The organism is Faunimonas sp. B44, assembly GCF_052655945.1.
Map to the genome: position 1 here is coordinate 1 of NZ_JBQYEX010000012.1, position 24,290 is coordinate 24,290.

A 24,290-nucleotide genomic window follows, 5' to 3' on the forward strand; every position below is an offset into this window, starting at 1 on the left:
CTTGACGAGGCGGCGCCAGGCGAGCCTTACAGCATTGGCCGTCAGCGGAAATACCCGCTCCTGATCGAGGCTCCGGGTCCTGACTTGCTCCAGGACCTTCAGCGCGCGGTCCGAAAGGGGAATGATCCGCGCGCGGCCATTCTTGGTCAGCGGGATCAGGAGAACGTTCCGCTCGCGATCGATGTCGCGCCAGCACATGCGGAGGATCTCGCCCCGCCTCATCCCCGTCGCCACGGCAAATTCGACGAGCTCCGTGAAGAGCGGTGTGCGGGACTTTGCCAGAGCAGCACGTAGCCGGCAGGCGTCCTCCGGCGTGAGGCGGCGCGTCCGTGCCGTGGCAGGCTGCGGTTTGCGTACGGGATCGACGGGGTTGGCGTGCAGCGACACGCCCCATTCCCGCCGGGCGGTCTCGATCACCTGCCGGATCAGGACGAGGTCCTGGCGCACGGTCTCGCCAGATACATTCTCGAGCCGCTCATCGCGGAAGCTTGCGATCAGCTCCGGGGTCAGCTTGCTGCAAGGAAGGCGCGCGATGGCGTGCCGGCGGATCAGCCCGATGCGGTACCGTTCGACGGAGAAGCTGCGCTTCCGGGGGCTGACCTCGGCGAGATACCTGTCGAGCAGCTCACCGAGAGCTGGTGCAATCGACTGCGCCGGCACCAGCGGGTTGCCATCCTGCAGTCGGGCCTCGACCGATCTGGCCCAGGCTTCGGCTTCACGCTTGGTCGAAAAGCTTTGTGAGACCGGTGCGGCACCCTGGCGACGGATCTGCGCCTGCCACTTCCCGGATCGCTTGCGAAAGCTCGCCATTTCTCACGTCCACTGTGACACCAGTGTGACAAGAGACTGCGAAGCGATTTTCCTGAGCCGCTAAGTCCTTGGACTTGTTGGCGCGCCCGAAAGGATTCGAACCTCTGACCCCCAGATTCGTAGTCTGGTGCTCTATCCAGCTGAGCTACGGGCGCCCGGCGGCCTGAGCCGCGATGTGGCTGACAACTAATCGGTCGCCCCCCGGATTGCAAGCGCCTGTCGGGGTGCGGTCATCCGGGCTCAGGCCCTGCCGGTCGGCGTCGCCGACAGGCCCGGCCGGCGGAACATTCGGCCGGTGTCCTGCCGCCGACGGCCTCCATGCCCGCCCCTCGTCCGGAGCCGAGCGTCGCGCGGCCGGCGCGGCCTCGTGCCGCGGCCGGGCGCCGCCGGTCAGGACCGCTGGCGCGCTTCGAGCCGCGCCCGCAGGTCGACCGGGCGGTCCGGGATGACGATCTCGAACACGGCGCCGGCGCCGCCCTTCTCCACGAGCGAAATCTCGCCGCCATGGGCGCGCACGATCTCGGCGGCGATCGCCAGGCCCAGCCCCGTCCCGCCCGGCCGCGCGGAGCCCTGGAAGGCCCGGAACAGCGCAGCCCGGGCCTTGGCGGGCACGCCCGGGCCGGTGTCGCAGATGCGGAACGTGACGACGCCGCCCTGGCGCTCGCCCTCGATCCAGATCCTGCGGATGACGGAGGAATTGTCCCGTCCGTCGAGCGCATCGAGCGCGTTCCGGCAGAGATTGAGGACGACCCGGAACAGCTGGTCGGGATCGGCATCGACGGCGACGTCGGGCCGGAGCCGGTTCTCCCAGGTGATCTTCGCATGGCCCGGCAGCGCGAGCACGTCCGCGACGTCCTCGGCGAGCCGGCAGAGCGAGACGAGCTGGCGCTCCGGCGGCGCCTCGCGCGCCTGCCCGTAGGCGAGCACCGACCGCGTGTAGCCGATCGCCCGGTCGAGCGCCGCGACGATCTTCGGCGCGAAGCGCTTGACCAGCGGATCGTCGGCGGCCGTCAGCCGGTCGGAAAAGAGTTGCGCCGAAGCCAGGATGTTCCGCAGATCGTGGTTGATCTTGGAGACGGCGAGGCCGAGATCGGCGAGGTGACGCTGCTGGTTGAGCGTGTCCCTCAGCGCGCGCTGCATCTCGGCCAGGCGCTCCTCGGCAATCCCGATCTCGTCGCTCCGCCCGGACGGAACGATGAGGCTCGCCGCGTCGTCGGGCGCGGCCGAGAAGACGAGCATGCTCCCCGTCAGCCGCTCGATCGGCCGCACGATGATCGTCTTCAGCGCGAGATAGACGAGGGCCGCGGTGATGATCGAGATCGCCAGCGACAGGAGCAGGATGTTGCGCGAATAGCCGGCGAGCGCCGCCCGGAGCGAGGCTTCCCTCAGCACGACCTCGAAGCGTTCCGTGCCGGCGGGCGGCGGCCCCTGGACGAGGATCATGCCGTCGCCCCGCGACAGCAGCGTACCGAAGGCCGCCCGCACGCTGTCGAGCGGCATGAGTTCCGTCAGATCGTGCTCGGCCGTCACCTCGGACGGCATGGCGTCGCTTGCCGAGATCAGCCAGCGTTCGCCATGGGTGCGGACGGCAATCGCCTCGAGCCCGACGGCGGCGAGCATCTCCTTCTCCAGCCCGATCCTCAACCACGGCTCCGCGGGCGACGTGGCGATCATTGCGATCAGGCTGGCGGTGTCGAGCTTCTCGGCCAGCCAGGAATTCCGGTAATTGGCGATCGAAGGGATATAGATCAGGATCTCGGCGACCATCACGAAGAGGATGGTCAGGACGAGCAGCTTATTGCTGAGGCTGAAGAACCCGGTCGGGCGCGACCGGGGCCCCGACAGCGGGCGCGTCTCGGCGGCGCCGCCGGCCTGTCCGGGCGCGGCTTGGCGGGTCTCTTCCGGATCTCGCGCCGTCATGGCCGATCTTCGTCCGCGTGCCGGGAACGGCTGCGAGTAGACATCAGCCGAACGCCTTGAGCAAGCGGATCGCACGGCGCGTCCAGCGGCTGCCTGCGAGCGGGGCATAGAACGAGACGGCCGCGCGCCGGGCCACGTCGGATCGCGTCGGATAAGGCAGCACCGATGCAGCCAGCGCACTCGCCGAAAGCCGGTTGGCGATTGCGACCGCCCACAGGGCCGCCATCTCGCCGGCATCGGCGCCGACCATTGCCGCGCCGAGCACCCGGCCGCGCCTCGTCGTGATCACCTTCGCGAACCCAGTCGTGTCCCCGTCCGTCTGGGCGCGATCGTTGTCGGCGAAAGGCGAGCGCAACACGCGGATCTCGCCGTGGCGGCGGCGCGCCTCGTCCTCGCCAAGGCCGACGCTTGCGAGTTCCGGGTCGGTGAACGTGACCCAGGGCAGCAGATCCGGGTTCGCCCGGCCGCCGAAGCGGAAGAGGATGCTGCGCAGCACCCGGTCGGCCTGATAGGCCGCCCAGTGCGTGAACTGCGGTCCCCCGTTCACGTCGCCGATCGCGTAGACGCGCGGGTTGGAGGTGCGCAGCCGGTCGTCCACCGTGATCCCCCGCTCCGTGAAGCCGATGCCGGCCGCCTCGAGGTTCAGGCCGTCCAGGTCGGGCCGCCTCCCCGCCGCGACGAGAAGGTGCGTGCCGGCGATCCGGAGGATCCCGCCACCCGTCTGGACGTCGAGCCGGATGCCGCCGGAGGCGCCCGGCGTGACCGCCGCCACCCGGCTGCCGTCGAGGATGCGGACGCCTTCCCGGCGAAGGCGGTCGAGCACGATCGCGACCAGTTCCGGGTCGTCGTGCGCAAGCGGCTGGCCGGCCTCGACGACCGTCACGTCCGAGCCGAGCCTCCGGAACGCCTGCGCCATTTCCAGGCCGACCGGCCCGCCGCCGAGGACGAGCAGATGGCGCGGCAGCTCGGTCAGGTCGAACAGGGTCTCGTTGGTGAGATGGGCGACATCGGCGAGGCCCGGGACCGGCGGCACGAAGGGCCGGCTGCCCGTCGCGAGCACGAAACGTCTGGGGCGGATCGTGAGGTCGCCCGCGATGAGCGTCGCCGCGTCGGCGAAGCGGGCTTCGGCCGGAACGACGCGGACGCCGAGGCGCGTGAAGCGCTCGACCGAATCGTGCGGCGCGATTGCCTCGATCGCAGATCGCACATGTCCCATCACCGCGGCCATGTCGACGGCCGGCTCGCCCGCGATCCCCCGCGGAGACGCGGGAGGGACCAGGAAACGCGCCGCCTCCCGGCCGGCCTTGACGCGCGCGGCCGCGGCGATCAACGCCTTGGACGGAACGCAGCCGGTGTTCAGGCAGTCGCCGCCCATCCGTCCCTTCTCGACGAGGACGACGTCTTCGCCGAACGCGGCCGCGCCGGCCGCCACGCTAAGCCCCGCGGAGCCCGCGCCGACGACGCAGATGTCGGGCGTGAGCGTCTCAGGCATTGCCCCGGCCGGCGGCATTGCCGCGAATCCGCCGCACGATGACGGGCAGGAGAGCCACGACCGCGAGCACGGCGAAGGCCAGGATCAGCTTGGGCGGGAGAAGCGGGCCGTTCCGGTCGACGAGCGCCTCCAGCCCCTCCCCGGCATAGGCGTAGGCGAACGTCGCCGGCACGATCCCGATCGCGGTCCCGACCACATAGGGCAGGAGGCGCATGCCCATCAGGGCGGGCGCGAGATTGACGAGCCAGAACGGGAAGACCGGCGCGAAGCGCAGGAACAGCAGATAGGAGAAGGCATTCTCGGCAAACCCGTCGCTGAGCCGCTTGAGGCGGGGTCCGCCCCGCGCCGCCAGACGGTCGCCGATCGAGGTCCGGGCGGCGAGGAAGACCAGAGTCGCGCCCGCCGTCGCCGCGACGACGGCGAGAATGCCTCCGAACCACCAGCCGAACAGGAAGCCGCCCAGGATGGTCAGGATGGACGCTCCGGGAATCGAGACCGCGACGGTCGCCGTATAGACGATCACGTAGACGATCGGCGCCGCCAGCAGGTGTCGATCGACGAGCGCGTCGAGATCGCGGGCCCGGGCCGCAAGCGCGTCCAGGCGAAGATGCTGGTGGAGCCCGAAGGCATATGCGATGGCGAGCGCGCCGAGAATCGCTGCGGCCGGCAGGACGTGCAGCCACCCGCGGATTGCGCGCGCGCCGGAGCCTGCCCTCCCCTCCGACCGTGAACGCATCCCCGCTCCCATACGGCCGAGACCGGCCAGGCATCCATTTAGCGGTTCCGAGCGGTTCCGGAACCGCTCTCAACGCGAATTGATGGCCGAGGAATGCGGCGTCACGTGCCGGTGTCGTCCCGGCCGTCGGCCATGCGGGCCCGTCTCTCAGCGCAGAGGCTGCCCGCGCCGCGACGTGGGCTCCAGTTTCAGGGCCTCCGGCCAGCCGACGAGATGCTCGATCGCGACGATCGCAACGGCGGCCGCAATGGCCGTTCCCGCCGCGATCAGCCAGCGGCGCGACGGCCGGCGGCGGATCCAATAGGCCATCCTCAACAGGAGCAGGGGGTTCATTCTGCGGAGGCTAGTGTGCCGGCGCCGCGGCCTCAAGCCGCGGGAGGCCGCCGGATCCGGTGCGGACGACCGATCTGCAATTTCGGCCCAAGCAGGCGAAGGGCGTCGTGCCCGTGCCGTTTGCGCCGCCGATGCCGTCCGAAATGCGGGTGGCGCCCCGGCTCGTCGCCGGGGCGCCGCCGGCGGGGGCGAAGGGGGGCTTTGCCACCGGCCGGATGAGCCGAGTATCGCGAGTAGCCGACGTCCGGCCTTGCGATTGATCAAGGCGGGCGCCCCGGGGTGGCCCTACTGGCGCCGCTCGCGCGTGACGGCCGGCGGAACGGGCTTCAGACCGGGGCGGCCGTTTCGCGCCGGTCGCGGGTCCAGAGCACGGCGGCCGCGGCCGCACCCGAAAGAAGCAGGACCCAGTCCTGCGGCATCGTGAGCAGCAGGGCTGCGGAGCCGCCCACGATCGTCCACAGCAACGGCACGACGAGCAGCGCAGCGGGCACTCGCGAAGCCGTCAGGAGAAAGAGCCCCAGCGTGAAGAGGACGAGCGGGCACGGCGTGATCCCGAAGGCCGGCACCGCGGGATAGCCCGGGCCGAGCAGCCGGCCGAGAAGGGGGTAGAGGAAGCCCGCATAGGCGAGGAGGCTCGCGCCGAGCACGCCGGACAAGCCCATGCGGGGGGCAAAGAGCGGAGCGCCGCCCCGCCGCCACGCGCAGGCGAGCATCACGATGCCCTGGACGACGAACAGCGCGGCGAACAGGTATGCGGCCGGGTTGGTTGCAGCGAAGAAGAAGCCGAAGAAGGCGAGGCCCGTGAAGATCCACGCGGCCGCGAGGAGAGCGAGGAGCACGCGGCTGCGGGCGGCGCTCGGCCAGAGCATCAGCGCGACCAGGAGCGGCGCGAGCGCGTAGGCGGCGATCTCCGCCGGCCAGAAGACCTCGTTGAACGCCGCGAATACGGCGAGGAATTCGTCGCGGGTGAAGGGAAGCATGGCGCGCCCGATGCGAGTACGGACGCATCCATGCACGCCCGCGGCAGGCGGGCTTTGATGCAGGTCACAACGCCGGCGAAGGAATCCGCCTCCCGAGCGGCGTCCCTCAGCGGGCGCCCGAGAGCTTCTCCTGCAGCCAGCGGAACGAGGCCGGCGCCCATTCGCGGTAATACTTGAAGGCGCAATGCCCGCCGTCGGGATAGACGCGCGCCTCGCGCCCGGTCACCGGACCGTGCTCCAGCATGAAGTAGATGTTGCCGATCGGCGCGAGGTGGTCGTGCTTGCCGTTGATCATCAGGAGCGGCTGCGTGATCCTGTCGAGGATGCCGAGCTCGGCGAGCGACCATTTCCGCATGAGCGCCTCCTCGGCCTCCGCCGACCATTCCGGAAAGAAGGGCGGGCCGCCGGCCGGCCCGAACACGAAGTCCCGCCGCCGGTTGCGCGCCTCGACGACCTCCGCGATCTCCTCCTCCGTGAGGCGGTAGCCGAACGGATGGCCGGCGACGGCCACCACCGCGCGCACCATCTCCGGATAGGTGCCGGCGAGCTGCATGACCGAATAGCCGCCGCGGCTGATGCCGAAAGCGCCGATCCGGCCCGCATCCACTTCCTCGCGCGCGGCCAGGAAGTCGATCGCGGCCATCCAGGCCTTCACCGATTCCGGCTCCCATGGAAACGGGTTCTCGCCGGTGCCCGGCGCATCCATGACGAGCGAGGCGAGGCCGTTCTCGAGCGCCATCTCCGCCGCCCAGCCGCGGTCCTCCTTGAAGACGTCCGAGCCGCACATGATGAGCACGGCCGGGACCGGACCGTCCGCGCGGGGGGCGCGGAAGTGGGCGCGGATCGCCTTGCCTTCGCATTCCACCTCTACGACCTGAAGCGGCGGATCGAGATGCAGGCAGGCCTTCCGGTAGGCGCGCGCGCAGTCGGCGCTCACCTCGGCCTTGAGCGGACTGATCTCGGCCGGAAAGCGCGCGATCGCGTAATAGGTCTTGGCCTCGAGGTACTCCTTCCGTGCGCCGGCATGGTCGCCGGCGATCTCCAGCCGGTCGCCTGCATCCTCGTGCCGCGCTCCCGCCTCGCGCCAGAGCGGCACCCAATGCTCCTCGGTGGTCGCCTCGAGCCGGGCGACGATCGAGCGAAGCTCGTCGAGGTCGTCGAGCATCGACAGCCAGCGCCGGTAGAAGCCCGCAGGCTCGACCTTGAACGGGTCCTCCCGGGAAATGACGGCAGGCTTCTCGGCGTGGACGTTCATCGGTTCCCTCCCCGGCCCGCGCTCTCCGGCGCGGCATCCGGTATGACGATCCGACGGCGTCGCGGCGGCGTCAAGCGCACCGGCCTCGGAAATCGGCCCGGCGGCTTGACCGGGGCCGCAGGATTGCCGAAGTCGCCTCAAGCGCAGGAGAGCCCGCCGCATGCCGTCCGACCCGAACTCCTCCGCCCCGAACCTCGACGCCGAGACGCTCGCCTTCGCGCAGCGCGTCTTCCAGGCGGCGAGGACTGGAGATGCGGAAGCCATGGCGCCCCTGCTCCGGGACGGTCTTCCACCCGACCTGACCAACGACAAGGGGGACACGCTGCTGATGCTGGCCGCCTATCACGGCCACCACACCATGGCGCGCCTGCTCATGGAGAGCGGCGCCGATCCCGAGCGGGCGAACGATCGCGGCCAGACGCCGCTCGCCGCGGCGGCCTACCAGGGCGATGCCGAGATGGTCCGCCTGCTGCTTTCGCTCGGCGCCGACGCGAACGGCGCGAGCCCCGGCGGCCGCACCGCGCTCATGACGGCCGCCATGTTCAATCGCACCGGGATCGTCGACCTGCTGCTGCACGCGGGCGCTGCGGCGGACGCTCGCGACGCGGAGGGACGCTCGGCGGCCGACCTGGCGCGCATCATGGGGGCGACGGAGACCGCGGAGCAGCTCGACAGGGTTGCGGACCGCAGCTGACGGCGCGCCCGGCACCAGGCGCGCGACGCCCCGAACGCGCGTGGTGGGCGCCGGCGACTTGCTCCCGAGCTGGAAATCGTGAGGATCGGCGGATTGCGCGCATAAAGGTTCCAATGACTTCACCCACGCCCGCACGGGCCATCGAGCGGCTGCGGGCCGCCACCCGGCACGACCATCGGCGCCTGGAGGACGATCTCCAGGTCATGCGGCGCCTCGCCACCCCGAACGGGCAGCGGTCCATGATCGGGCGCTACTACGATCTGCACGCGCCGGCGGAGTGCGCCCTCGCCCCGCTTGTGGCAGACATCCCCGGGCTGGACTTCCGCCTGCGCCGCCGGGCCGGGCTTCTGGAGGCGGCGCTCGGGCAACTCGGCGTCCGATCGCCGGCCGAGCCCTCCGGGCCCGTGCCGGCGATCGGCAGCACGGCCGAGGCGCTCGGCTTCCTCTATGTGCTCGAAGGCTCGTCGCTCGGCGGGCGCGTAATTCTGAAGACGCTCGCCAAGGGCGGTCACGAGACCGGGATGCTCGGTTTCCTCGACCCCTACGGCCCGGCCACGGGCGAGATGTGGCGGCGCTTTCTCGCTGTGCTCGATCGCGAGACGTCCGGCGACGACGGCCGCGTCGAGGCTGCGGTCGCGGGAGGGCTGAAGGGTTTCGCCTATGCCCGCTATTGCCTCTGCGACGAGGCGCTGGCCGCGTGAACGAGCAGGTCCAGGACCTCGACCTCACCGCCTGCGATCGCGAGCCGATCCACGTTCCGGGCGCGATCCAGCCGCACGGCGTGCTGCTGGTGGCGAACGCGGGAGACCTGACGGTCACCCATGCCGCCGGAGACATCGAGGGCCGGCTCGGCTGCACGGGCTGGCACGGCGCGCCCGTCGAGCGGCTGCTCGGCCAGGCGGTGGCACAAAGTGCGCGCGCGTTCGCGGCTTCCGGTGACAGGTCTCGGCTCCTGGGCGAGATCGACGACGGGTCCGGCGGAGCCTGGCACGTCACCGCGCATGCGAGCAGCGGCCGTCTCCTCATCGAGATCGAGCCCGCTCTCGCAGACCGGCCCCATCCGGCCCAGCTGCTGGAGCGGCTGGAGCGGGCAGCAGCGACCTTCGAGCGCGCGCCGTCCATCGCCAGGCTCTGCGAAGCCGCAGCGGTCGAGTTCCGCCGGCTCACCGGCTACGACCGCGTGATGATCTACCGGTTCCTCGATGACGGGGCCGGCGCCGTCGTCGCGGAGGACCGGAGCGCGGGGCAGCATTCCTTCCTGAACCACCGGTTTCCCGCGTCCGACATTCCGCTCCAGGCGCGCGCGCTCTATCTGCGCAGCCTGGTCCGGGTGATTCCCGACGTGGCTTACAGCCAGGCGCCGCTTCGCCCGGGCTGGACGGAGGCCGAGCCCCTCGACATGACCGACTGCATGCTCCGCAGCATCGCGCCGGTCCACCTGCAATACCTGAAGAACATGGAGGTCGGCGCCTCCGCATCGGTGTCCGTCGTGAAGGACGGCACCCTGTGGGGCCTCGTCGCCTGCCACAACGAGACGCCGAAGCCGATCCGCTACGAGGTGCGCGCCGGCTGCCGGGCACTTGCCGCCGCGCTCGCCAGGCAGATCAAGGCGAAGGAGGAGGCGGAGGCCTATCGCGAGCGCTTCCGGCTCAAGAGCTTCGAGCAGGACATCGTCCATCTCCTCTCCCGCCAGGGCGCGATCGAATCGGCCATCGCGCATCATCTCGACGACGTGCGCCGGATGCTCGGAGGCGACGGCGTCGCGGTCGTGCGGGGCGGGGAGCTGATCTCCCGGGGCGCCTGCCCGCCGCTGGAGCAGATCCGGCCGCTTGCGGCCTGGTGCGCCGAGCGCAGCGCCGACGGCGTCTTCGCCACCGACCGGCTGTCCGAGCTCTACGAGCCGGGCTCCGCCTTCGTGTCCACGAGCGGTGTGCTGTCGGTCGCGCTGGACCTGGAGGAGCCGTGGATCGTGCTCTGGTTCCGCGCCGAGGAGGTGGAGGTCGTGAACTGGGCCGGCAACCCGCACAAGCAGGCGGAGGCCGGTCCGCACCGCATGCTGACGCCGCGCGCCTCGTTCGAGGCATGGACCGAGACGGTGCGCGGCCACGCCCGCAGCTGGACGGTCCACGAGCGCGAGGCCGCCGTTAGGCTCCGTCTCTCGCTCCTGGAGGTCAGGCGGAACCGGCGCCTGCAGGAGCTGAACCAGCAGCTGATCGAGACGCTCAGGGAGAAGGACCTCCTGATCCAGGAAAAGCAGTTCCTGATCGGCGAGGTGAACCACAGGGTGCAGAACAGCCTGCAGCTGGTCGCCGGCTTCCTGGCCCTGCAGGGCCGCACCGCGGACGACCCCTCGCTCCAAAGGGCGCTCGCGGAGGCCCGGCGGCGGGTCAACGCCGTCGCCCTCGTGCACCGCCGCCTGTACCGCGCCGACCAGATCGAGACCGTGGACGCGGCGCGCTATTTCGAGGAGCTCTGCGCCGAGGTCGCCGACACGCTCGGCCCGGAATGGGCGACGCAGCTGACCCTGGACCTCGCCCCCGTCATGATGCCGGCCGAGCGCGCCATCGCGGCGGGGCTGGTGCTCACGGAACTCCTCATCAACGTCAACAAGTACGCCTATGACGGCGGCCCGGGTCCGGTCGCCGTCGCCCTGTCCGAGGACCGGCATCGCTTCCGCCTGACGGTCGCCGACCACGGTCGCGGCAAGACCTCCGTGCGCCAGGGCTTCGGCACGCGCATGATGGAGGCGCTCGTCCAGCAGCTCGGCGGCGAGCTGACCAGCGAGGACAACAGGCCCGGCCTCCGCGTCACCCTCGCCGCACCGACCGCAGCCCGGTCGGACAAGGCGGGCGAGAGAAACTAGGCCGCGCCCGCCGCTGCGGACTGCGCCATGCGGCGGACGATCTCGCGGAAATTGCGCACGGCGCGCGAGGGCTCCCCGCGCCGGGATGCGAGCTGGATCGGGGCGTACAGGCCCGGGCTCGCGATCGAGATGTAGAGGACGTTGCCGGCATCCATCCGGCGCATCGAGGCCGGCACCACCGAGATTCCGAGCCCTGCGGCCACGAGGCTGAGCGTGGAGACCGTTCGCGGTGTCTCCTGCCCGACCCGCGGGCTGAACCCGGCCGCCACGCAGGCGGCGATCACGGCGTCATGCAGGCCCGGTCCGGCGGAGCGGCGGTACATGATGAAGGTCTCGTCGGCGAGCGCGGCGAGCGGAATGCCCACCTCGGGGATGTCCCGCGCGAGCCGGTGACCGGCCGGGACCGCAATCAGCATCGGCTCGTCCAGGACGTCCTCGAGCACGAGGCCTGCGGCAGTGGTCCCCGGCATGCGCACGAAGGCGATGTCGAGACGCTCGTGGCGGATCGCCTCGACGAGGTCGACGGTGCCCCATTCCTCCAGCGCGAGGGCGACCCCGGGCCACTTGTCGCGGAAGGCGCGGATGACGTTGGGGACAAGCGGGTGGAACCCGGCCGAGCTCGTGAAGCCGACGGCGATGCGGCCCTGCTCGCCGCGGGCGGTGCGGCGGGCCGCCTGGAGCGCCTGCTCGAGGCGCGCGGTCAGCACGCGGCCCTCTTCCACCAGCAGCTTCCCGGCCTCCGTCAGCTCGACCCCGCGCGGAAGGCGGTGGATGAGCGGCACGCCGACCCTGTCCTCGAGCGCGCGAAGCTGACGCGTCAGCGGCGGCTGCTGGATGCCGAGCCGCTCGGCGGCCGCCGTCACCGTCCCCTCCTCGGCAAGCGCGATCAGATAGGAAAGGTGGCGCAGATCGACCATGCCATACCTTTAAGGTATGGATTTCGGTTCGTCTATATATTGGACGACAGAAGTCCGAAAGCGTATCTCAGGGGCAAGGAAGGCGGTCGCACGCCCTTCTCGACAAATCGACACGCACCGGCCCTTCGTTCGCGGCGCAATGCTTTCGCCGCGGAGGATTATCGCGCGAGCACCAGATCGATCCGCGACCGCCCTTCCGGGAGAGAAACGCTCCAGACCACCTTGTGCCCGGCGCGGACTCTGCGCTGGCCGAAGGAGAATACCATGTCGGTCCGTCTCTCGACTGCAAACGGCACGCCGGCCGCACCTGGCGCGGTGTCCGATGCCGAAGCCTTGATCGTGCGCGCCATCAGGACCGTCTGGGCGGCCGCATCGATCGCGAGGGCCGTCGACGGCCATCGCCGGCCGGCCGACGCCGACCTTGCCCGCCTCGGCCTGCGCGGCCGGTTCTCCTGGCCGGTCGAACCGCGCTAGGCTCGCCCCGGCCGCCCGGCCGTTCCGCCCGCCCTGCAGCAGGCGTCCCGATCGCCTCCTGCGCCCGCTGCGTCGGCTGATGGCACTCGGCATCCCGGCCAGCCGTTTGAACGGCGACCGCCGCGCTCGGATCGACGCGCCGCGTTGACTTCCCCGGTCCTTTCACCCTATATCGCGCTCGGTCGATCGGGGCGCGGCATCGAGCCCGGCTCCGGCCATCCCCGAACATCGATGCGGCGGCCGTCGGAATGACGGAACCGGCTGCGTCCCCGAGCGAAGGGCCGTCCACGGGCGGCAAATGAGATGAAGCGAACCTATCAACCGAGCCGGCTCGTCCGCAAGCGCCGCCACGGCTTCCGCGCCCGCATGGCCACCATGAACGGCCGCAAGGTGCTCGCGCGCCGGCGCGCCAAGGGTCGGAAGCGCCTGTCGGCGTGATCCGGGCCGGGCGCCATGGAGCGCCTGAAGAAGAGGCGTGATTTCCTGGCCGCCGCGAAAGGTCGCAGGACCGCGCGGCGCGCTTTCGTTATGGAGACACGCGCGCGCGGCGACGACCTTCCGGTGCGGTTCGGCTTCACGGTGACGAAGCGGACCGCCAGGAAAGCCGTCGAGCGCAACCGCATCCGCCGGCGCCTGAAGGAGGCCGTGCGGCTCGTCGATCCGGAAACGGTCGGCCGAGGCTTCGATCACGTCCTCGTCGGCCGCCGCGCGGCGCTCGACGCGGAGTTCGCCGCCCTGAGGGCGGATCTCGACAGCGCGCTCCGGGAGGCGACCGCCCCGGCGCGAGGCAGCAAGGACGGGCGGAGACCGATCCGATGACCAACAACCGCAACACGCTCGTCGCGATCGCGCTTTCGATCGCCGTCCTGCTCGCCTGGCAATACTTCGTGACCGGGCCGAAGATGGAGGCGGAGCGGCAGCGGCAGATCGCCGAGCAGCAGCAGGCCGTGGAGCCCGCGCCCGGAATCGTCCCGCAGACCGCTGCGCCCGGGCAGGCGCCCGGCGCGCCCGCAACGCCCGCAACGCCCGCGCCGGGCGCGGCACCGGTTCCCGCGCCCACCGCCCAGCCGTCGCCCGCGTCTCCCGGCGCGCCAGGCGGTATCATCACGCGCGACCAGGCGATCGCCTCCGGCCAGCGCGTGAGGATCGACACCCCGTCCCTCGCCGGCTCCATCAATCTGGTCGGCGGCCGGCTCGACGACCTTCTCCTCAAGAAGTACCGCGTGACGGTCGACCGCAACAGCCCGAACGTGGAGCTGCTCTCCCCCGTCGGCACCGAACACCCCTATTACGCGGAGTTCGGCTGGGTGACGGCGCAGGGCGGGCCGGCCGTTCCGACCGCGGACTCCGTGTGGCAGGCCGACAGGACCGCCATTGCGCCGGGCGAGGATGTCACCCTCACCTGGGACAACGGCGCGGGCCTCGTGTTCCGCCGCACCTTCAGCGTCGACCAGGACTACATGTTCACGGTGCGCCAGAGCGTCGAGAACGCCAGCGGCGCCGACGTCACGCTCTATCCCTACGGGCTCGTGAACCGCACGGGCAAGCCGGCGACCGCGGGCTTCTATATCCTCCACGAGGGCCTGATCGGCGTCTTCGGCGATAAGGGCCTGCAGGAGGTCGATTACGACGACCTCGACGACGAAGGCACGATCACGCCCATCCAGACCAGCGACGGCTGGCTCGGCATCACCGACAAGTACTGGGCGACGACGCTCGTGCCCCGCGGCGACGGGCAGTTCCAGGGCCGTTTCCTGCGCGCCGGGACGGGCGCCCAGCCGACCTACCAGGCGGATTTCCTTGCCGATCCGGTCGCCGTGCCGGCGGGCGGCTCCGCCTCGAGCGAGACGCTGCTCTTCGCCGGCGCCAAGCAGGTCGACCTGATCGACCGCTACGAGGCGCAGCTCGGCGTCGAGCGCTTCGAGCTCCTGATCGATTGGGGCTGGTTCTACTTCCTGACCAAGCCGATGTTCGTCGCGATCGACTGGCTGTTCCGGATGCTCGGCAATTTCGGCCTCGCCATCCTCGCCGTCACCGTGATCGTGAAGCTCATCTTCCTGCCGCTCGCCAACCGCTCGTACAAGTCGATGAGCGTGATGAAGAAGCTGCAGCCAGAGATGCAGAAGATCCAGGAGCGCTACAAGGACGACCGCATGGCCATGCAGCAGGCCATGATGGAGCTCTACAAGAAGGAGAAGGTCAATCCGGTCGCCGGCTGCTGGCCGATCCTGATCCAGATCCCGGTCTTCTTCGCGCTCTACAAGGTCCTGTTCGTCACCATCGAGATGCGGCACGCGCCGTTCTTCGGGTGGATTCACGACCTGTCGGCGCCCGATCCCACGAACCTCTTCAACCTGTTCGGCCTTATCCCCTGGGACCCGCCGCAGTTCCTCCACCTCGGCATCTGGCCCATCATCATGGGCGTGACGATGTTCATCCAGATGCGGATGAACCCGACGCCGCCGGACAAGACCCAGGCGATGATCTTCAACTGGATGCCGTTCATCTTCACCTTCATGCTGGCGACCTTCCCGGCCGGCCTGGTGATCTACTGGGCGTGGAACAACACCCTTTCGGTCATTCAGCAGGGCTACATCATGAAGCGGAACGGCGTGCGGATCGAGCTCTGGGACAATCTCAAGGGCCTCTTCGTGCGCAAGCCGAAGGACTCGCCGGCCGAGTGAGCCGGGCCGCGGTCAGGCACATGGCTGTCCGGCCGATAAGGAGAAGGCCGATGATCGACTGACGATGGCCCGAGTGCGGGACGGCGAGCGCAGTCCTGCGGGGCCTTGCCGCCCGATGCGCCCATTCGTCAGGAGATCATCTCATGCACGGCCCCTCGCCGCTTGACCCGCATCCGATGCCGGGTCACCCCCGCGTCACCTACCTGAAGCCGATCGTCGACCGGCCGAACATCGAGGTCGGCGACTACACCTATTACGACGATCCGGACGCGCCGGAGCGCTTCGCCGAGACGTGCGTCCTCTATCACTACGACTTCATGGGCGACCGGCTGGTGATCGGCCGCTTCTGCGCGATCGCCACCGGCGTGCGCTTCGTGATGAACGGCGCCAACCATGCCCTGACCGGCCTCACCACTTACCCCTTCCAGATCTTCGGCCGCGGCTGGGAGCAGGGTTTCGACCCGGACGACCTCCGCGCCGGCTTCCGCGGCGACACCGTCGTCGGAAACGACGTCTGGATCGGCCGCGAGGCGATGATCCTGCCCGGCGCGAGGATCGGCGACGGCGCCGTGATCGGGGCGCGCGCGGTCGTGTCCGGCGAGGTCTCCCCCTATACCGTGGTGGTCGGCAACCCCGGGCGCGTTGTCCGGCGCCGGTTCGACGAGGACACGGTCGCCCGGCTTCTTGCGCTCCGCTGGTGGGACTGGGACGCCGAGCGGATCACGCGAAACCTGTCGCTGCTGCGGGCGGGCGACATCGGCGCGCTCGAGCGCGCCGCCCGGGCTGACAGCGCGGCCGGCCCGGCTTAAAGCTCGAGCCGAACGACAGGCGAACCGCGATGACCGACGAGACGACGGCAGAAGCCGCGCCAGACCTGACCCTCTTCCGCCATCCCTGGCGCTTCGTCACCGAGGCTCCTTCGATGCGCGCGCTCCCGCCCGGCGGGCCGCCCGAGGTCGCCTTCGCGGGCCGCTCGAACGTGGGCAAGTCGAGCCTCATCAACGCGCTGACCGGGCAGTCGGGGCTCGCCCGCACCTCCAACACGCCGGGCCGCACCCAGGCGCTCATCTTCTTCGTGCCGGACCCGCCGAACACCGATCCGGACGCCCTGCCCCCCGTCGCGATCGTCGACATGCCCGGCTACGGCTACGCCAAGGCGCCGAAGAAGACGGTCGACACCTGGAACGCGCTCATCCACGACTATCTGCGCGGGCGCGTCAGCCTGAAGCGCGTCTTCGTTCTCGTCGATTCCCGGCACGGCCTGAAGGCGTCCGACGAGACGGTCATGAACGAGCTCGACCGTGCGGCCGTGCCCTACCAGGTGGTCCTGACGAAGGGCGACAAGATCAAGGCGGCCGACCTCGAGAAGGTGCTCGCCGCGACCGGGGCGGCGATCCGCAAGCGGCCCGCCGCGCACCCGGAGATCCTCGCCACCTCCAGCGAGAAGGGCGCGGGGCTCGACGCGGTGAGGGCCGCGATCGCCGGCTTCGCGCAATGACTGCCCCCGCCGCCTCCGGCCGGATCCGCTTCCGCCGCGCGGCCGCGGAGGACCTTCCGGCGATCGTGGCGATGCTCGCCGACGATGCGCTCGGCGCCACCCGCGAGGACCCGCGCCTGCCGCTGGACCGGCGCTACCTCGACGGCTTCGCCGCGATCGAGGCCGACCCGAACCAGTGCCTTGTCGTCGCCGCCGACGGCGAGGAGATCGTCGGCACACTGCAGCTCAGCTTCGTGCCCGGCCTGTCGCGCCTCGGCATGTGGCGCGGCCAGATCGAGAGCGTGCGCATCCATCCCTCGCGGCGCGGCGCCGGCCTCGGGCGGGCCATGTTCGAATGGGCGATCGGCGAATGCCGCCGCCGCGGCTGCGGCCTGGTCCAGCTCACCACCGACAAGGCCCGCCCCGACGCGCGCCGCTTCTACGAGAGCCTCGGCTTCGTCGCGAGCCACGAGGGCATGAAGCTGTCTCTCTGATCGCCAAGCGCACGGGCCGCCCTCCTGGTTCGAGGCTCCGCTTCGCTCCGCACCTCACCATGAGGCCGGATCAAAGGCCCGCATCCGCTCCCCTCACGGCGAGGCGCGCGTGCAAAGCACACGCCTCGAACCACGCTTCTCCACCCTCATGGTGAGGTGCGCGCGTAGCGCGCCTCGAACCACGAGGGTGGCCCCGGTTCCGCTTAAGACGTGATTCAGTCCCCGGCCCGCCCCGCACGCCGCGACGAAAGCGCGGGCAGCGCCTCGTAGTCGCCGCGGATCAGGGCTTCCTTCTTGCGCCGCGACCAGCCCTTGATCTGCCGCTCGCGCGCGATCGCCTCGGCGAGGCGGTCATAGGACTCGCAGAAGAGGAGCGTGCACGGCCGCCGGCGGGCGGTGTAGCTGTCGATCGGCTCGTTGTTGTGCTCCCAGAGCCGTGCCTCCGGATCCTGGCGCGTCAGGCCGGTGTAGTAGCTGCCGTCCGAGCAGCGCAGGATGTAGACGGTGACCTCCATCGCCCCGGGCCCAGCTCCCGCACGAACGGAGAGGATGCCCGCGCGGTGAAAGCGCCGCAAGGCTCCGGGGCCGCCCTCCTGGTTCGAGGCTCCGCTTCGCTCCGCACCTCACCATGAGGGCGGATCAAAGGCCCGCATCGCTCCACCCTCATGGTGAGCTGCGCGCGCGCAGCACGCGCCTCGAACCAAGCTTCCCCGCCCTCATGGTGAGGTGCGCGCGTAGCGCGCCTCGAACCACGCTTCTCCACCCTCGGATCGACCACCTCCACCGAAAGCTTCGACCACTCAGTCTCGAAGGTCTCCATCTGCGGAGGGCTTTCGCTGCGCGCGTCGAGCCACCTTATTCGGCTGCCTCGCGATAGACGCCGCGCCATGTCGCCATGTCGATCCAATCCGCGAAACGGTCGATCCACTTCGTGAGGAATTCCTTCAGCGTCTGGTCCACGACGTTGTTCTCTTCGTCGAAGAGCTCCGGCTTGTAGGCCAAGTAGACCTCGGGCTGCCCCATCAGCACGGTGTCGACCACGACCAGCACGTGCTTGAGCGCGTTCTGTCCGGCCGCGGTGCCGATCGCGCCGGGCGAGGTGCCGATGACGGCCGCTGGCTTGCCCTTCCAGGAGTTCTGCCCCCACGGCCGCGTGCCCCAGTCGATGGCGTTCTTGATCGCGGGCGAGAAGGAGCGATTGTATTCGGGCGTGACGAAGAGGACCGCGTCCGCGTCCTCCACCTCGCGCTTCATGCGCGCGACGCTCTCCGGCGGATCCTGCCACAGGTCGTCATTGTAGAGCGGCAGGCCGCCGATCTCGACGAAGCGGCATTCCAGCCTCTCTGCGGCGAGCCGGCCAAGGCTCTCCGCGAACTTGCGGTTGATCGAGCCCGCGCGAAGCGAGCCGACGAGGACGGCGACGGTCTTCATGTTTGGCACCTCTGGTATGGAAAAGTGACTGACACTAAATTGGAGACTGTCGCTGCCGGCACAAGACGGCACTTTTTCGTTAGGGAGGAACCTTCATGAAACCGGGGGAAGATCACGTTCCCGGTCGCTGCCAGCAGGCGAACGAGGTCATCTCCCTCGTCGGCGACAAGTGGACCGTGCACATCGTCATGCTGCTGGGCGGCGGCACGCGGCGCTTCATGGAGATCAAGCGCGCCGTGGACGGCATCTCCCAGAAGATGCTGACGGCGACCCTGCGCGGCCTCGAGCGCGACGGCTACGTCCGCCGCACGGTCTTTCCCACGATCCCGCCCAAGGTGGAGTACGAACTCACCGATCTCGGTCGGGAACTCCTGGTGCCTCTCCAGGCGCTCGGATCGTGGGCGATCGAGAACCACGACCGCGTCAAGCAGGCGCGCGCGACTTATGACGCCCGCGGGTGACACCCGCGCGGACGCGTGAGCCGCTGCAGCGCCTTCTCATCGTCACGCGGAGCGGCTAAGAGGCCCCGCCCCGGAGGAACGCGATGAACGAGACGATGACGAGTGCGCAGGCCATGAGCGCGGACCAGGCCCGGCTCCTCGCCGAGGCGCTTCCCTACATGCAGCGCTACGAGAACAAGACCATCGTCGTGAAGTACGGCGGCCACGCCATGGGCAACGCCGCACTCGGCCAGGCCTTCGCCCGCGACATCGCGCTCCTCAAGCAATCCGGCGTGAACCCGATCGTGGTCCATGGCGGCGGGCCGCAGATCGGCCAGATGCTGGAGAAGATGGGCATCAAGAGCGAGTTCAAGGGCGGCCTGCGCGTCACCGACCGGCGCACCGTCGAGATCGTCGAGATGGTCCTCGCCGGCTCCATCAACAAGGAGATCGTGGCGCTCATCAACGCCGAGGGCGAGTGGGCGATCGGGCTGTGCGGCAAGGACGGCAACATGGTCTTCGCCGAGAAGGCGCGGAAGACCGTTTTCGACCCCGATTCCAACATCGAGAAGGTGCTCGATCTCGGCTTCGTCGGCGAGCCGGTCGAGGTCGACCGCACGCTCCTCGATCTCCTCGCGCGCTCCGAGATGATTCCGGTCATCGCGCCGGTCGCGCCGGGCCGCGACGGCGAGACCTACAACATCAACGCCGACACCTTCGCCGGCGCGATCGCCGGGGCGCTCACCGCGAAGCGCCTCCTGTTCCTGACCGACGTGCCGGGCGTGCTCGACAAGTCGGGTCAGCTCATCGACGAGTTGACCGTCGCGGAGGCGCACGCGCTGATCGCCGACGGCACCATCTCCGGCGGCATGATCCCGAAGGTCGAAACCTGCATCGAGGCGATCGAGCGCGGCGTGGAGGGCGTCGTCATCCTCAACGGCAAGACGCCGCACGTCGTGCTGCTCGAGCTCTTCACCGAGCACGGCGCCGGCACGCTGATGAAGCCCTGAGGCAGGCCCGGCGCCGAGGCCGCGGTCCGGGGCCCGCTCAGTATCCCATGTCGGGCACGAACAGGCAGCGCGTGCTGCTGTTCGGCTGCGAGACCCGCATGCGGCAGCGGTGATATTGCCCGTCCGGGCTCGCCTTGGCGGTGGAGAACGGGATCACCTCTCCGGTGTTCTTGACGAGCCAGCCACCGCTCGTCAGCGCGATCGTCTCCTTGGCGACGGGTTCGCAATCCTCGCCGCCGCAACACGATTTCGGGTACCAGTCGTGCGCGGCGATGGGCGCATGCGGGATTGTCAGCAGGGTGGCGGCAATCAGGGCGCGAGCGATCATGGGCGCTCCAGAGGTGCGAGAGACACGGATCGTCCCGACGGTGTCGCCGCGGGACGGGCTTCCGGGCCGCCGATGACGCGTTGCACGAAGCCCGATCGGGCTTCTGCAGGTCTCTCTCACCTCCCCCTGCTCGGTCGTTCGTCCGAGGCGCTTCGGGTCGGCGGCCGCATTGATGAACCCTGTCGGGGTTGCATTGGTTCGCCGCCCCGGCCGACCTCACGGATTCGTGACCGGCACGCGCCGAGGTGGGGCAATCTCGGCTCCGGCCCTTCGCGTGACCGAACGCCCTATCGCGCGATCCGGATCTCCGCGAGGTCGTCGCCGATTGCGGCAAAGGCATCGGCGAGGTCGGCGTCGCTCGGCGCGTGGTAGTAGAGCTGCTGGCCCTTGTCGACCGAGGCGCAATTGCGCATCAGGGTCTTCGTCGCTTCCGCGATGTTGCCGAAGGTGATCGTGTAGACGCGCACCCCGTCGGCCTTCACGTTGCCGCAGAGCGTCGCCGTCTTCGTGTCCAGCGTCGCATTGGCGTTGCGGTAGCTGCCGAGCCTGCCGTTCGAGACATAATTGTACGCGCTGTAGGTCGACTGGTTGATGGTGCGGCCGTCGGCGGTCGAGGAGTTCTCGCCGTCGGTCAGGAGCACGACGGCCTTCACGGTGTCCTCGAAGTGCTTCTGGCCCTGCGCGACCCCTTCGGTGAACGGCTCGCCGGGCGACACGACGTGCCAGCCCCAGACCAGTCCCGTCGGGATGAACGTACCCATCGCCGGCGTCGGCACCATGGTGTTGATGGCGGCGAGCAGCCCGGCCTTGTCCGTGGTCAGAGGCACGATCGGCTGCGGACAGCCGCGGTTCGGTCCCGACATGATCGGCCGAACCGTGGCCTTCCGCCAGGCCGACACCGTCTGGTACTTGGCGAGGCTCTTCTGCCGCGCCAGGTCGCTGGTCGCGGTGCTCTGGTCCTTGAGATAGTTGTTCCAGTAGCCGTCGTGCTGCTGCACGCCTCCGGACGTGCCCCCGCCGTCCGGCTCGTCCGGCCAGAACGACTGCACGAAGAGCGTGTCCGGGTTGCCCTGGCTGGGCGGGGTGTCGAGCAGGTCGTGCGGCTCCGCGCGCGCTTCCACGCAGCCCGCCCAGTCCACGCCGATCGCCTTCCGCAATTGTTCGTGCAGCCAGAAATGGCTGATGGCCTTGTTGTTCGTCTTGTCGAAATTGATGCCGTTGTACTTGGCGCGGCCGTACCAGCGGCCGGTCGCCGTCTCGTACGATCCCTTGTCGATCCAGTCCCACTTGAAGGCGGCGTTCTGGATGTTGACCGAGCCCTCGAACGGCACGAGGGCGATCTTGATGAACTCCGGGTCCTCGAGGCCCGGCTTCATCAGCGTCTCGACGAGGCTCTTCGCCGCCGCCTTGACGCCGTCCATGCGCGTGCCCCTGCCGGTGTCGCGCTGATCCATCGACCCGGTGTTGTCGAGCACCAGGGCGAGCTCGACGCGATTGGAGGAGGAAACCACCTCGACATGGACGCCGGCATTCAGGCTGGAGAGGTCGTAGCCGGTCAGGGAGGCGATCGCCAGGAAGGTCGTCTTCACCTCGGCATCCACGTCGACCACGTAGCCGTTCTTCGTTCGGACGACCGAATAGCCCTTGATGACCAGCCGGTCCGGATCGGCCCCGACATCCATGGCGGATATGCGGTCGCGGATGAAATCGGCCATCTCGGCGTCGCTGAGGCCGGCGCCATGGCGTGCCAAAGCGAGCGCAGCCGCGTCCGTCGCGTTGGCAAGCCGGCCGTGATAGTCGGAATGGCGCGCGAGATCGATGCCGCCCCCCATCAAGAGCAGGATCGGGATCATGCTGAGGGCGAAGATGATCGCGACGTTGCCGTCCGAGGAGCGGCCGTAGGCACCGAAGCGGCGGCGCGCCGAGCTGAACATGAGATCGCCTGCTGGCCTGACTGGTCCTGCACGTCTAGGCGGGAAAGGTTGCCGGCAGGGAAACGCCCGGCCGGGCCGCTGCGAAGTCGCGTTCAGGGTAAACGGATCGCGGCGCGGCGGCTGGCGCCCGTCACCTGCGGTCGAGCGCCTCCAGCTCGTCGATGAAGCCCTCGATCACCGACAGCCCCATCGTCCAGAAGCCGGGGTCGGAGGCATCGAGCCCGAAGGGCGCGAGCAGCTCCTTGTGCCGCTTCGTCCCGCCTGCCTTCAGCAAGGCGAAGTACTTGTCCTGGAACCCGGGCTCGGCGCGCTGGTAGACCGCGAACAGGGAGTTCACCAGGCAATCGCCGAAGGCGTAGGCGTAGACGTAGAACGGCGAATGGACGAAGTGCGGGATGTAGGTCCAGAACGTCTCGTAACCGTCTCCCAGCCGGATGGCCGGCCCGAGGCTCTCGCCCTGGATCTCCAGCCAGATCTCGCCGAGCCGTTCGGCGGTGAGCTCGCCCTCGCGGCGCTCCAGGTGGACGCGGCGCTCGAACGTGTAGAACGCGATCTGCCGCACGACCGTGTTCAGCATGTCCTCGACCTTGCCGGCGAGCATGATCTTGCGCTCGCGGTCGGAAGCGGCCTTCGAGAGCATCGAGCGGAAGGTCAGCATCTCGCCGAAGACGCTGGCCGTCTCTGCCAGGGTGAGCGGCGTCTGCGCCATCAGCAGCCCCTGGTTCGCGGCGAGCACCTGGTGGACGCCGTGGCCGAGCTCGTGCGCGAGCGTCATGACGTCCCGCGTCTTGCCCTGGTAGTTGAGCAGCACGTAAGGGTGCACCGAAGGCACCGTCGAATGCGCGAAGGCGCCCGGCGCCTTGCCCGGCCGCGTCGGCGCGTCGATCCAGCTTCCGTCGAAGAAGCGGGCGGCGATCTCGGCCATTTCCGGCGCGAAGCCGCCATAGGCCGACAGCACGGTTTCGCGTGCCTCGCCCCATGGCACCCGGCGCTCGAGCGTTTCGGGCAAGGGTGCGTTGCGGTCCCAGTGCTCGAGCTTGTCCTTGCCGAGCCACCGCGCCTTGATCGCGTAGTACCTGTGCGAGAGCCGCGGATAGGCCCCCTGCACGGCCGACACGAGCGCGTCCACCACTTCCGGCTCGACCCTGTTGGCAAGATGGCGCGCGGCGGCGACGTCCGTGAAGCCGCGCCAGCCGTCTGAGATCGACTTGTCCTTCGCCAGCACGTTCGTGATCAGCGTGAACAGCCTGAGATTGGCGCGGAACGTCTCGGCGAGCGCATCCGCGGCGCTCTTCCGCTTCGCCTCGTCCCGGTCGACGAGCATGTTGAGGGTGCGCTCGAGGGTCAGCGATTCCCCGCCGACCTGGAACCGCAGCGCCGCCATCGTCTCATCGAACAGCCTGTTCCAGGCGCCGCGGCCGGTCACCGACTTTTCGTGGAACAGGCGCTCGATCTCGTCGGACAGCTGGTACGGGCGCTCCAGCCGGATGTCCTCTATCCAGGGGCGGTAGCGGGCGAGCTCGGGCTCCCCCATAGCCCTTTCCACCACGGCATCGTCCAGCCGGTTGAGCTCCAGCTCGAAGAACAGGAGGCGGGTGCCGACGGTGTTCAGCTTGTCCTGCAAGTCGCCGTAGAACTTGGCCCTGGCCGGATCGCTGGTGTCGCCCGCATAGGTGAGGCTCGCATAGCTCATGAGCTTGCCGATGACCTCCTCCACGGCCTCGTAGCGCCGGATTGCGCAAGCGAGCGCCTTGCCGCCGTCGGCACCGGTCGCGAGCTCGCTCAGCTTTCCCTTGTAGTCGGCGGCGAAGGCGGAGGCGTCCTGGTCCGCCTTCTCGAGATCGGCGGCGACCTCGGGCGAATCCATCCCCGGATAGAGATCGGTCAGGTTCCAGACCGGGAGGTCGCCGAGTTCCTGGCTTTCCCTCGCCTGCGCCGCGCTGTCCGTTGCCGCCATGTGAACGCCCTTCGCCGTGCCGTGCAAAGGGCCATACATCGCCCGCCAGCCGTTCCGCCGC

At 69.5% G+C, this 24,290-nt stretch carries 25 protein-coding genes and 1 tRNA gene; 12 read left to right on the forward strand and 14 right to left on the reverse strand.

The genetic code is table 11. The features are described 5' to 3' along the window. From ACUN0C_RS16310 to ACUN0C_RS16345, 8 genes are all read right to left on the reverse strand, one after another. A partial coding sequence (locus ACUN0C_RS16310; protein WP_445467459.1) for a tyrosine-type recombinase/integrase occupies positions 1-810 on the reverse strand: 810 nt, incomplete at its 3' end. Between the two features lie 78 nt (positions 811-888). Then, positions 889-965: transfer RNA gene (locus tag ACUN0C_RS16315), tRNA-Arg, on the reverse strand. Between the two features lie 235 nt (positions 966-1,200). Then, positions 1,201-2,730 carry a sensor histidine kinase gene (locus ACUN0C_RS16320; protein ID WP_445467460.1) on the reverse strand — a complete coding sequence of 510 codons (1,530 nt, stop codon included), beginning with the start codon at positions 2,728-2,730 and terminating at the stop codon, positions 1,201-1,203. Positions 2,731-2,773: 43 nt separating this feature from the next. Then, a complete protein-coding gene (locus ACUN0C_RS16325) occupies positions 2,774-4,222 on the reverse strand; it encodes a dihydrolipoyl dehydrogenase family protein (RefSeq protein ID WP_445467461.1) in 1,449 nt (482 codons plus the stop codon). Further along, entirely contained in the window at positions 4,215-4,958 is a 744-nt protein-coding gene (locus ACUN0C_RS16330) for a TVP38/TMEM64 family protein (protein ID WP_445467462.1), read from the reverse strand. Before ACUN0C_RS16330 ends, ACUN0C_RS16325 begins: the two co-directional genes overlap by 8 nt. A 147-nt stretch (positions 4,959-5,105) precedes the next feature. Continuing rightward, complete coding sequence (locus ACUN0C_RS16335; protein ID WP_445467463.1) at positions 5,106-5,291, reverse strand: hypothetical protein; 186 nt, start codon at positions 5,289-5,291, stop codon at positions 5,106-5,108. A gap of 326 nt (positions 5,292-5,617) precedes the next feature. Beyond that, positions 5,618-6,271 carry a DUF6064 family protein gene (locus ACUN0C_RS16340; RefSeq protein WP_445467464.1) on the reverse strand — a complete coding sequence of 218 codons (654 nt, stop codon included), beginning with the start codon at positions 6,269-6,271 and terminating at the stop codon, positions 5,618-5,620. Positions 6,272-6,377: 106 nt separating this feature from the next. Further along, positions 6,378-7,526, reverse strand: coding sequence for an alpha/beta hydrolase family protein (locus tag ACUN0C_RS16345; RefSeq protein WP_445467465.1), 1,149 nt, complete (start codon positions 7,524-7,526; stop codon positions 6,378-6,380). 160 nt (positions 7,527-7,686) lie between these two features. Here ACUN0C_RS16345 and ACUN0C_RS16350 point away from each other — a divergent pair, with 160 nt between their 5' ends. The 3 genes from ACUN0C_RS16350 (at position 7,687) to ACUN0C_RS16360 (ending at position 11,083) form a co-directional block, all read left to right on the forward strand. Then, positions 7,687-8,220, forward strand: coding sequence for an ankyrin repeat domain-containing protein (locus ACUN0C_RS16350; RefSeq protein ID WP_445467466.1), 534 nt, complete (start codon positions 7,687-7,689; stop codon positions 8,218-8,220). Between the two features lie 113 nt (positions 8,221-8,333). Continuing rightward, a complete protein-coding gene (locus ACUN0C_RS16355) occupies positions 8,334-8,921 on the forward strand; it encodes a biliverdin-producing heme oxygenase (protein ID WP_445467467.1) in 588 nt (195 codons plus the stop codon). Further along, complete coding sequence (locus tag ACUN0C_RS16360) at positions 8,918-11,083, forward strand: histidine kinase dimerization/phosphoacceptor domain -containing protein (protein WP_445467468.1); 2,166 nt, start codon at positions 8,918-8,920, stop codon at positions 11,081-11,083. Before ACUN0C_RS16355 ends, ACUN0C_RS16360 begins: the two co-directional genes overlap by 4 nt. On the opposite strand, the gene ACUN0C_RS16365 is transcribed toward ACUN0C_RS16360, so the two are convergent. Further along, positions 11,080-12,000 (reverse strand): LysR family transcriptional regulator, encoded by a 921-nt coding sequence (locus tag ACUN0C_RS16365; protein WP_445467469.1) that lies wholly within the window; start codon positions 11,998-12,000, stop codon positions 11,080-11,082. The two genes, ACUN0C_RS16360 and ACUN0C_RS16365, sit on opposite strands and share 4 nt — an antisense overlap. Positions 12,001-12,264: 264 nt before the next feature. Between ACUN0C_RS16365 and ACUN0C_RS16370 the strand changes: the two genes are divergently transcribed. The 7 genes from ACUN0C_RS16370 (at position 12,265) to ACUN0C_RS16400 (ending at position 17,129) form a co-directional block, all read left to right on the forward strand. Next, entirely contained in the window at positions 12,265-12,474 is a 210-nt protein-coding gene (locus tag ACUN0C_RS16370) for a hypothetical protein (RefSeq protein ID WP_445467470.1), read from the forward strand. Positions 12,475-12,777: 303 nt separating this feature from the next. Further along, the gene (gene rpmH, locus ACUN0C_RS16375) at positions 12,778-12,912 is read left to right on the forward strand and encodes a 50S ribosomal protein L34 (RefSeq protein ID WP_445467471.1); all 135 of its coding nucleotides are present in this window, start codon (positions 12,778-12,780) and stop codon (positions 12,910-12,912) included. 15 nt (positions 12,913-12,927) lie between these two features. After that, positions 12,928-13,293, forward strand: a complete 366-nt coding sequence (gene rnpA / locus ACUN0C_RS16380) for a ribonuclease P protein component (protein ID WP_445467472.1) — start codon at positions 12,928-12,930, stop codon at positions 13,291-13,293. Next, entirely contained in the window at positions 13,290-15,158 is a 1,869-nt protein-coding gene (gene yidC, locus ACUN0C_RS16385) for a membrane protein insertase YidC (RefSeq protein WP_445467473.1), read from the forward strand. The genes rnpA and yidC overlap by 4 nt, the downstream gene beginning before the upstream one ends. Before the next feature lie 143 nt (positions 15,159-15,301). Continuing rightward, positions 15,302-15,967 carry a CatB-related O-acetyltransferase gene (locus ACUN0C_RS16390; protein ID WP_445467474.1) on the forward strand — a complete coding sequence of 222 codons (666 nt, stop codon included), beginning with the start codon at positions 15,302-15,304 and terminating at the stop codon, positions 15,965-15,967. 29 nt (positions 15,968-15,996) lie between these two features. Further along, positions 15,997-16,656: a ribosome biogenesis GTP-binding protein YihA/YsxC gene (gene yihA / locus ACUN0C_RS16395; protein WP_445467475.1), complete on the forward strand. Its 660-nt coding sequence runs from the start codon at positions 15,997-15,999 to the stop codon at positions 16,654-16,656. Beyond that, positions 16,653-17,129 (forward strand): GNAT family N-acetyltransferase, encoded by a 477-nt coding sequence (locus ACUN0C_RS16400; RefSeq protein ID WP_445467476.1) that lies wholly within the window; start codon positions 16,653-16,655, stop codon positions 17,127-17,129. The genes yihA and ACUN0C_RS16400 overlap by 4 nt, the downstream gene beginning before the upstream one ends. A 215-nt stretch (positions 17,130-17,344) precedes the next feature. On the opposite strand, the gene ACUN0C_RS16405 is transcribed toward ACUN0C_RS16400, so the two are convergent. Continuing rightward, positions 17,345-17,644, reverse strand: coding sequence for a GIY-YIG nuclease family protein (locus ACUN0C_RS16405; protein WP_445467477.1), 300 nt, complete (start codon positions 17,642-17,644; stop codon positions 17,345-17,347). A gap of 340 nt (positions 17,645-17,984) precedes the next feature. After that, a complete protein-coding gene (locus ACUN0C_RS16410; protein ID WP_445467478.1) occupies positions 17,985-18,560 on the reverse strand; it encodes an NADPH-dependent FMN reductase in 576 nt (191 codons plus the stop codon). Positions 18,561-18,655: 95 nt separating this feature from the next. On the opposite strand from ACUN0C_RS16410, the gene ACUN0C_RS16415 reads away from it, so the two are divergent. Further along, positions 18,656-19,021, forward strand: a complete 366-nt coding sequence (locus tag ACUN0C_RS16415; RefSeq protein ID WP_445467479.1) for a winged helix-turn-helix transcriptional regulator — start codon at positions 18,656-18,658, stop codon at positions 19,019-19,021. An 83-nt stretch (positions 19,022-19,104) separates the two neighbouring features. After that, the gene (gene argB, locus ACUN0C_RS16420; protein ID WP_445467480.1) at positions 19,105-20,010 is read left to right on the forward strand and encodes an acetylglutamate kinase; all 906 of its coding nucleotides are present in this window, start codon (positions 19,105-19,107) and stop codon (positions 20,008-20,010) included. A gap of 37 nt (positions 20,011-20,047) precedes the next feature. Here argB and ACUN0C_RS16425 read toward each other — a convergent pair whose 3' ends face one another. From ACUN0C_RS16425 to ACUN0C_RS16435, 3 genes are all read right to left on the reverse strand, one after another. After that, complete coding sequence (locus ACUN0C_RS16425) at positions 20,048-20,338, reverse strand: hypothetical protein (RefSeq protein ID WP_445467481.1); 291 nt, start codon at positions 20,336-20,338, stop codon at positions 20,048-20,050. A gap of 287 nt (positions 20,339-20,625) precedes the next feature. Then, entirely contained in the window at positions 20,626-22,272 is a 1,647-nt protein-coding gene (locus ACUN0C_RS16430; protein ID WP_445467482.1) for a pilus assembly protein TadG-related protein, read from the reverse strand. Positions 22,273-22,402: 130 nt separating this feature from the next. After that, entirely contained in the window at positions 22,403-24,229 is a 1,827-nt protein-coding gene (locus ACUN0C_RS16435) for a M3 family oligoendopeptidase (RefSeq protein WP_445467483.1), read from the reverse strand. Positions 24,230-24,290: the final 61 nt, after the last annotated feature.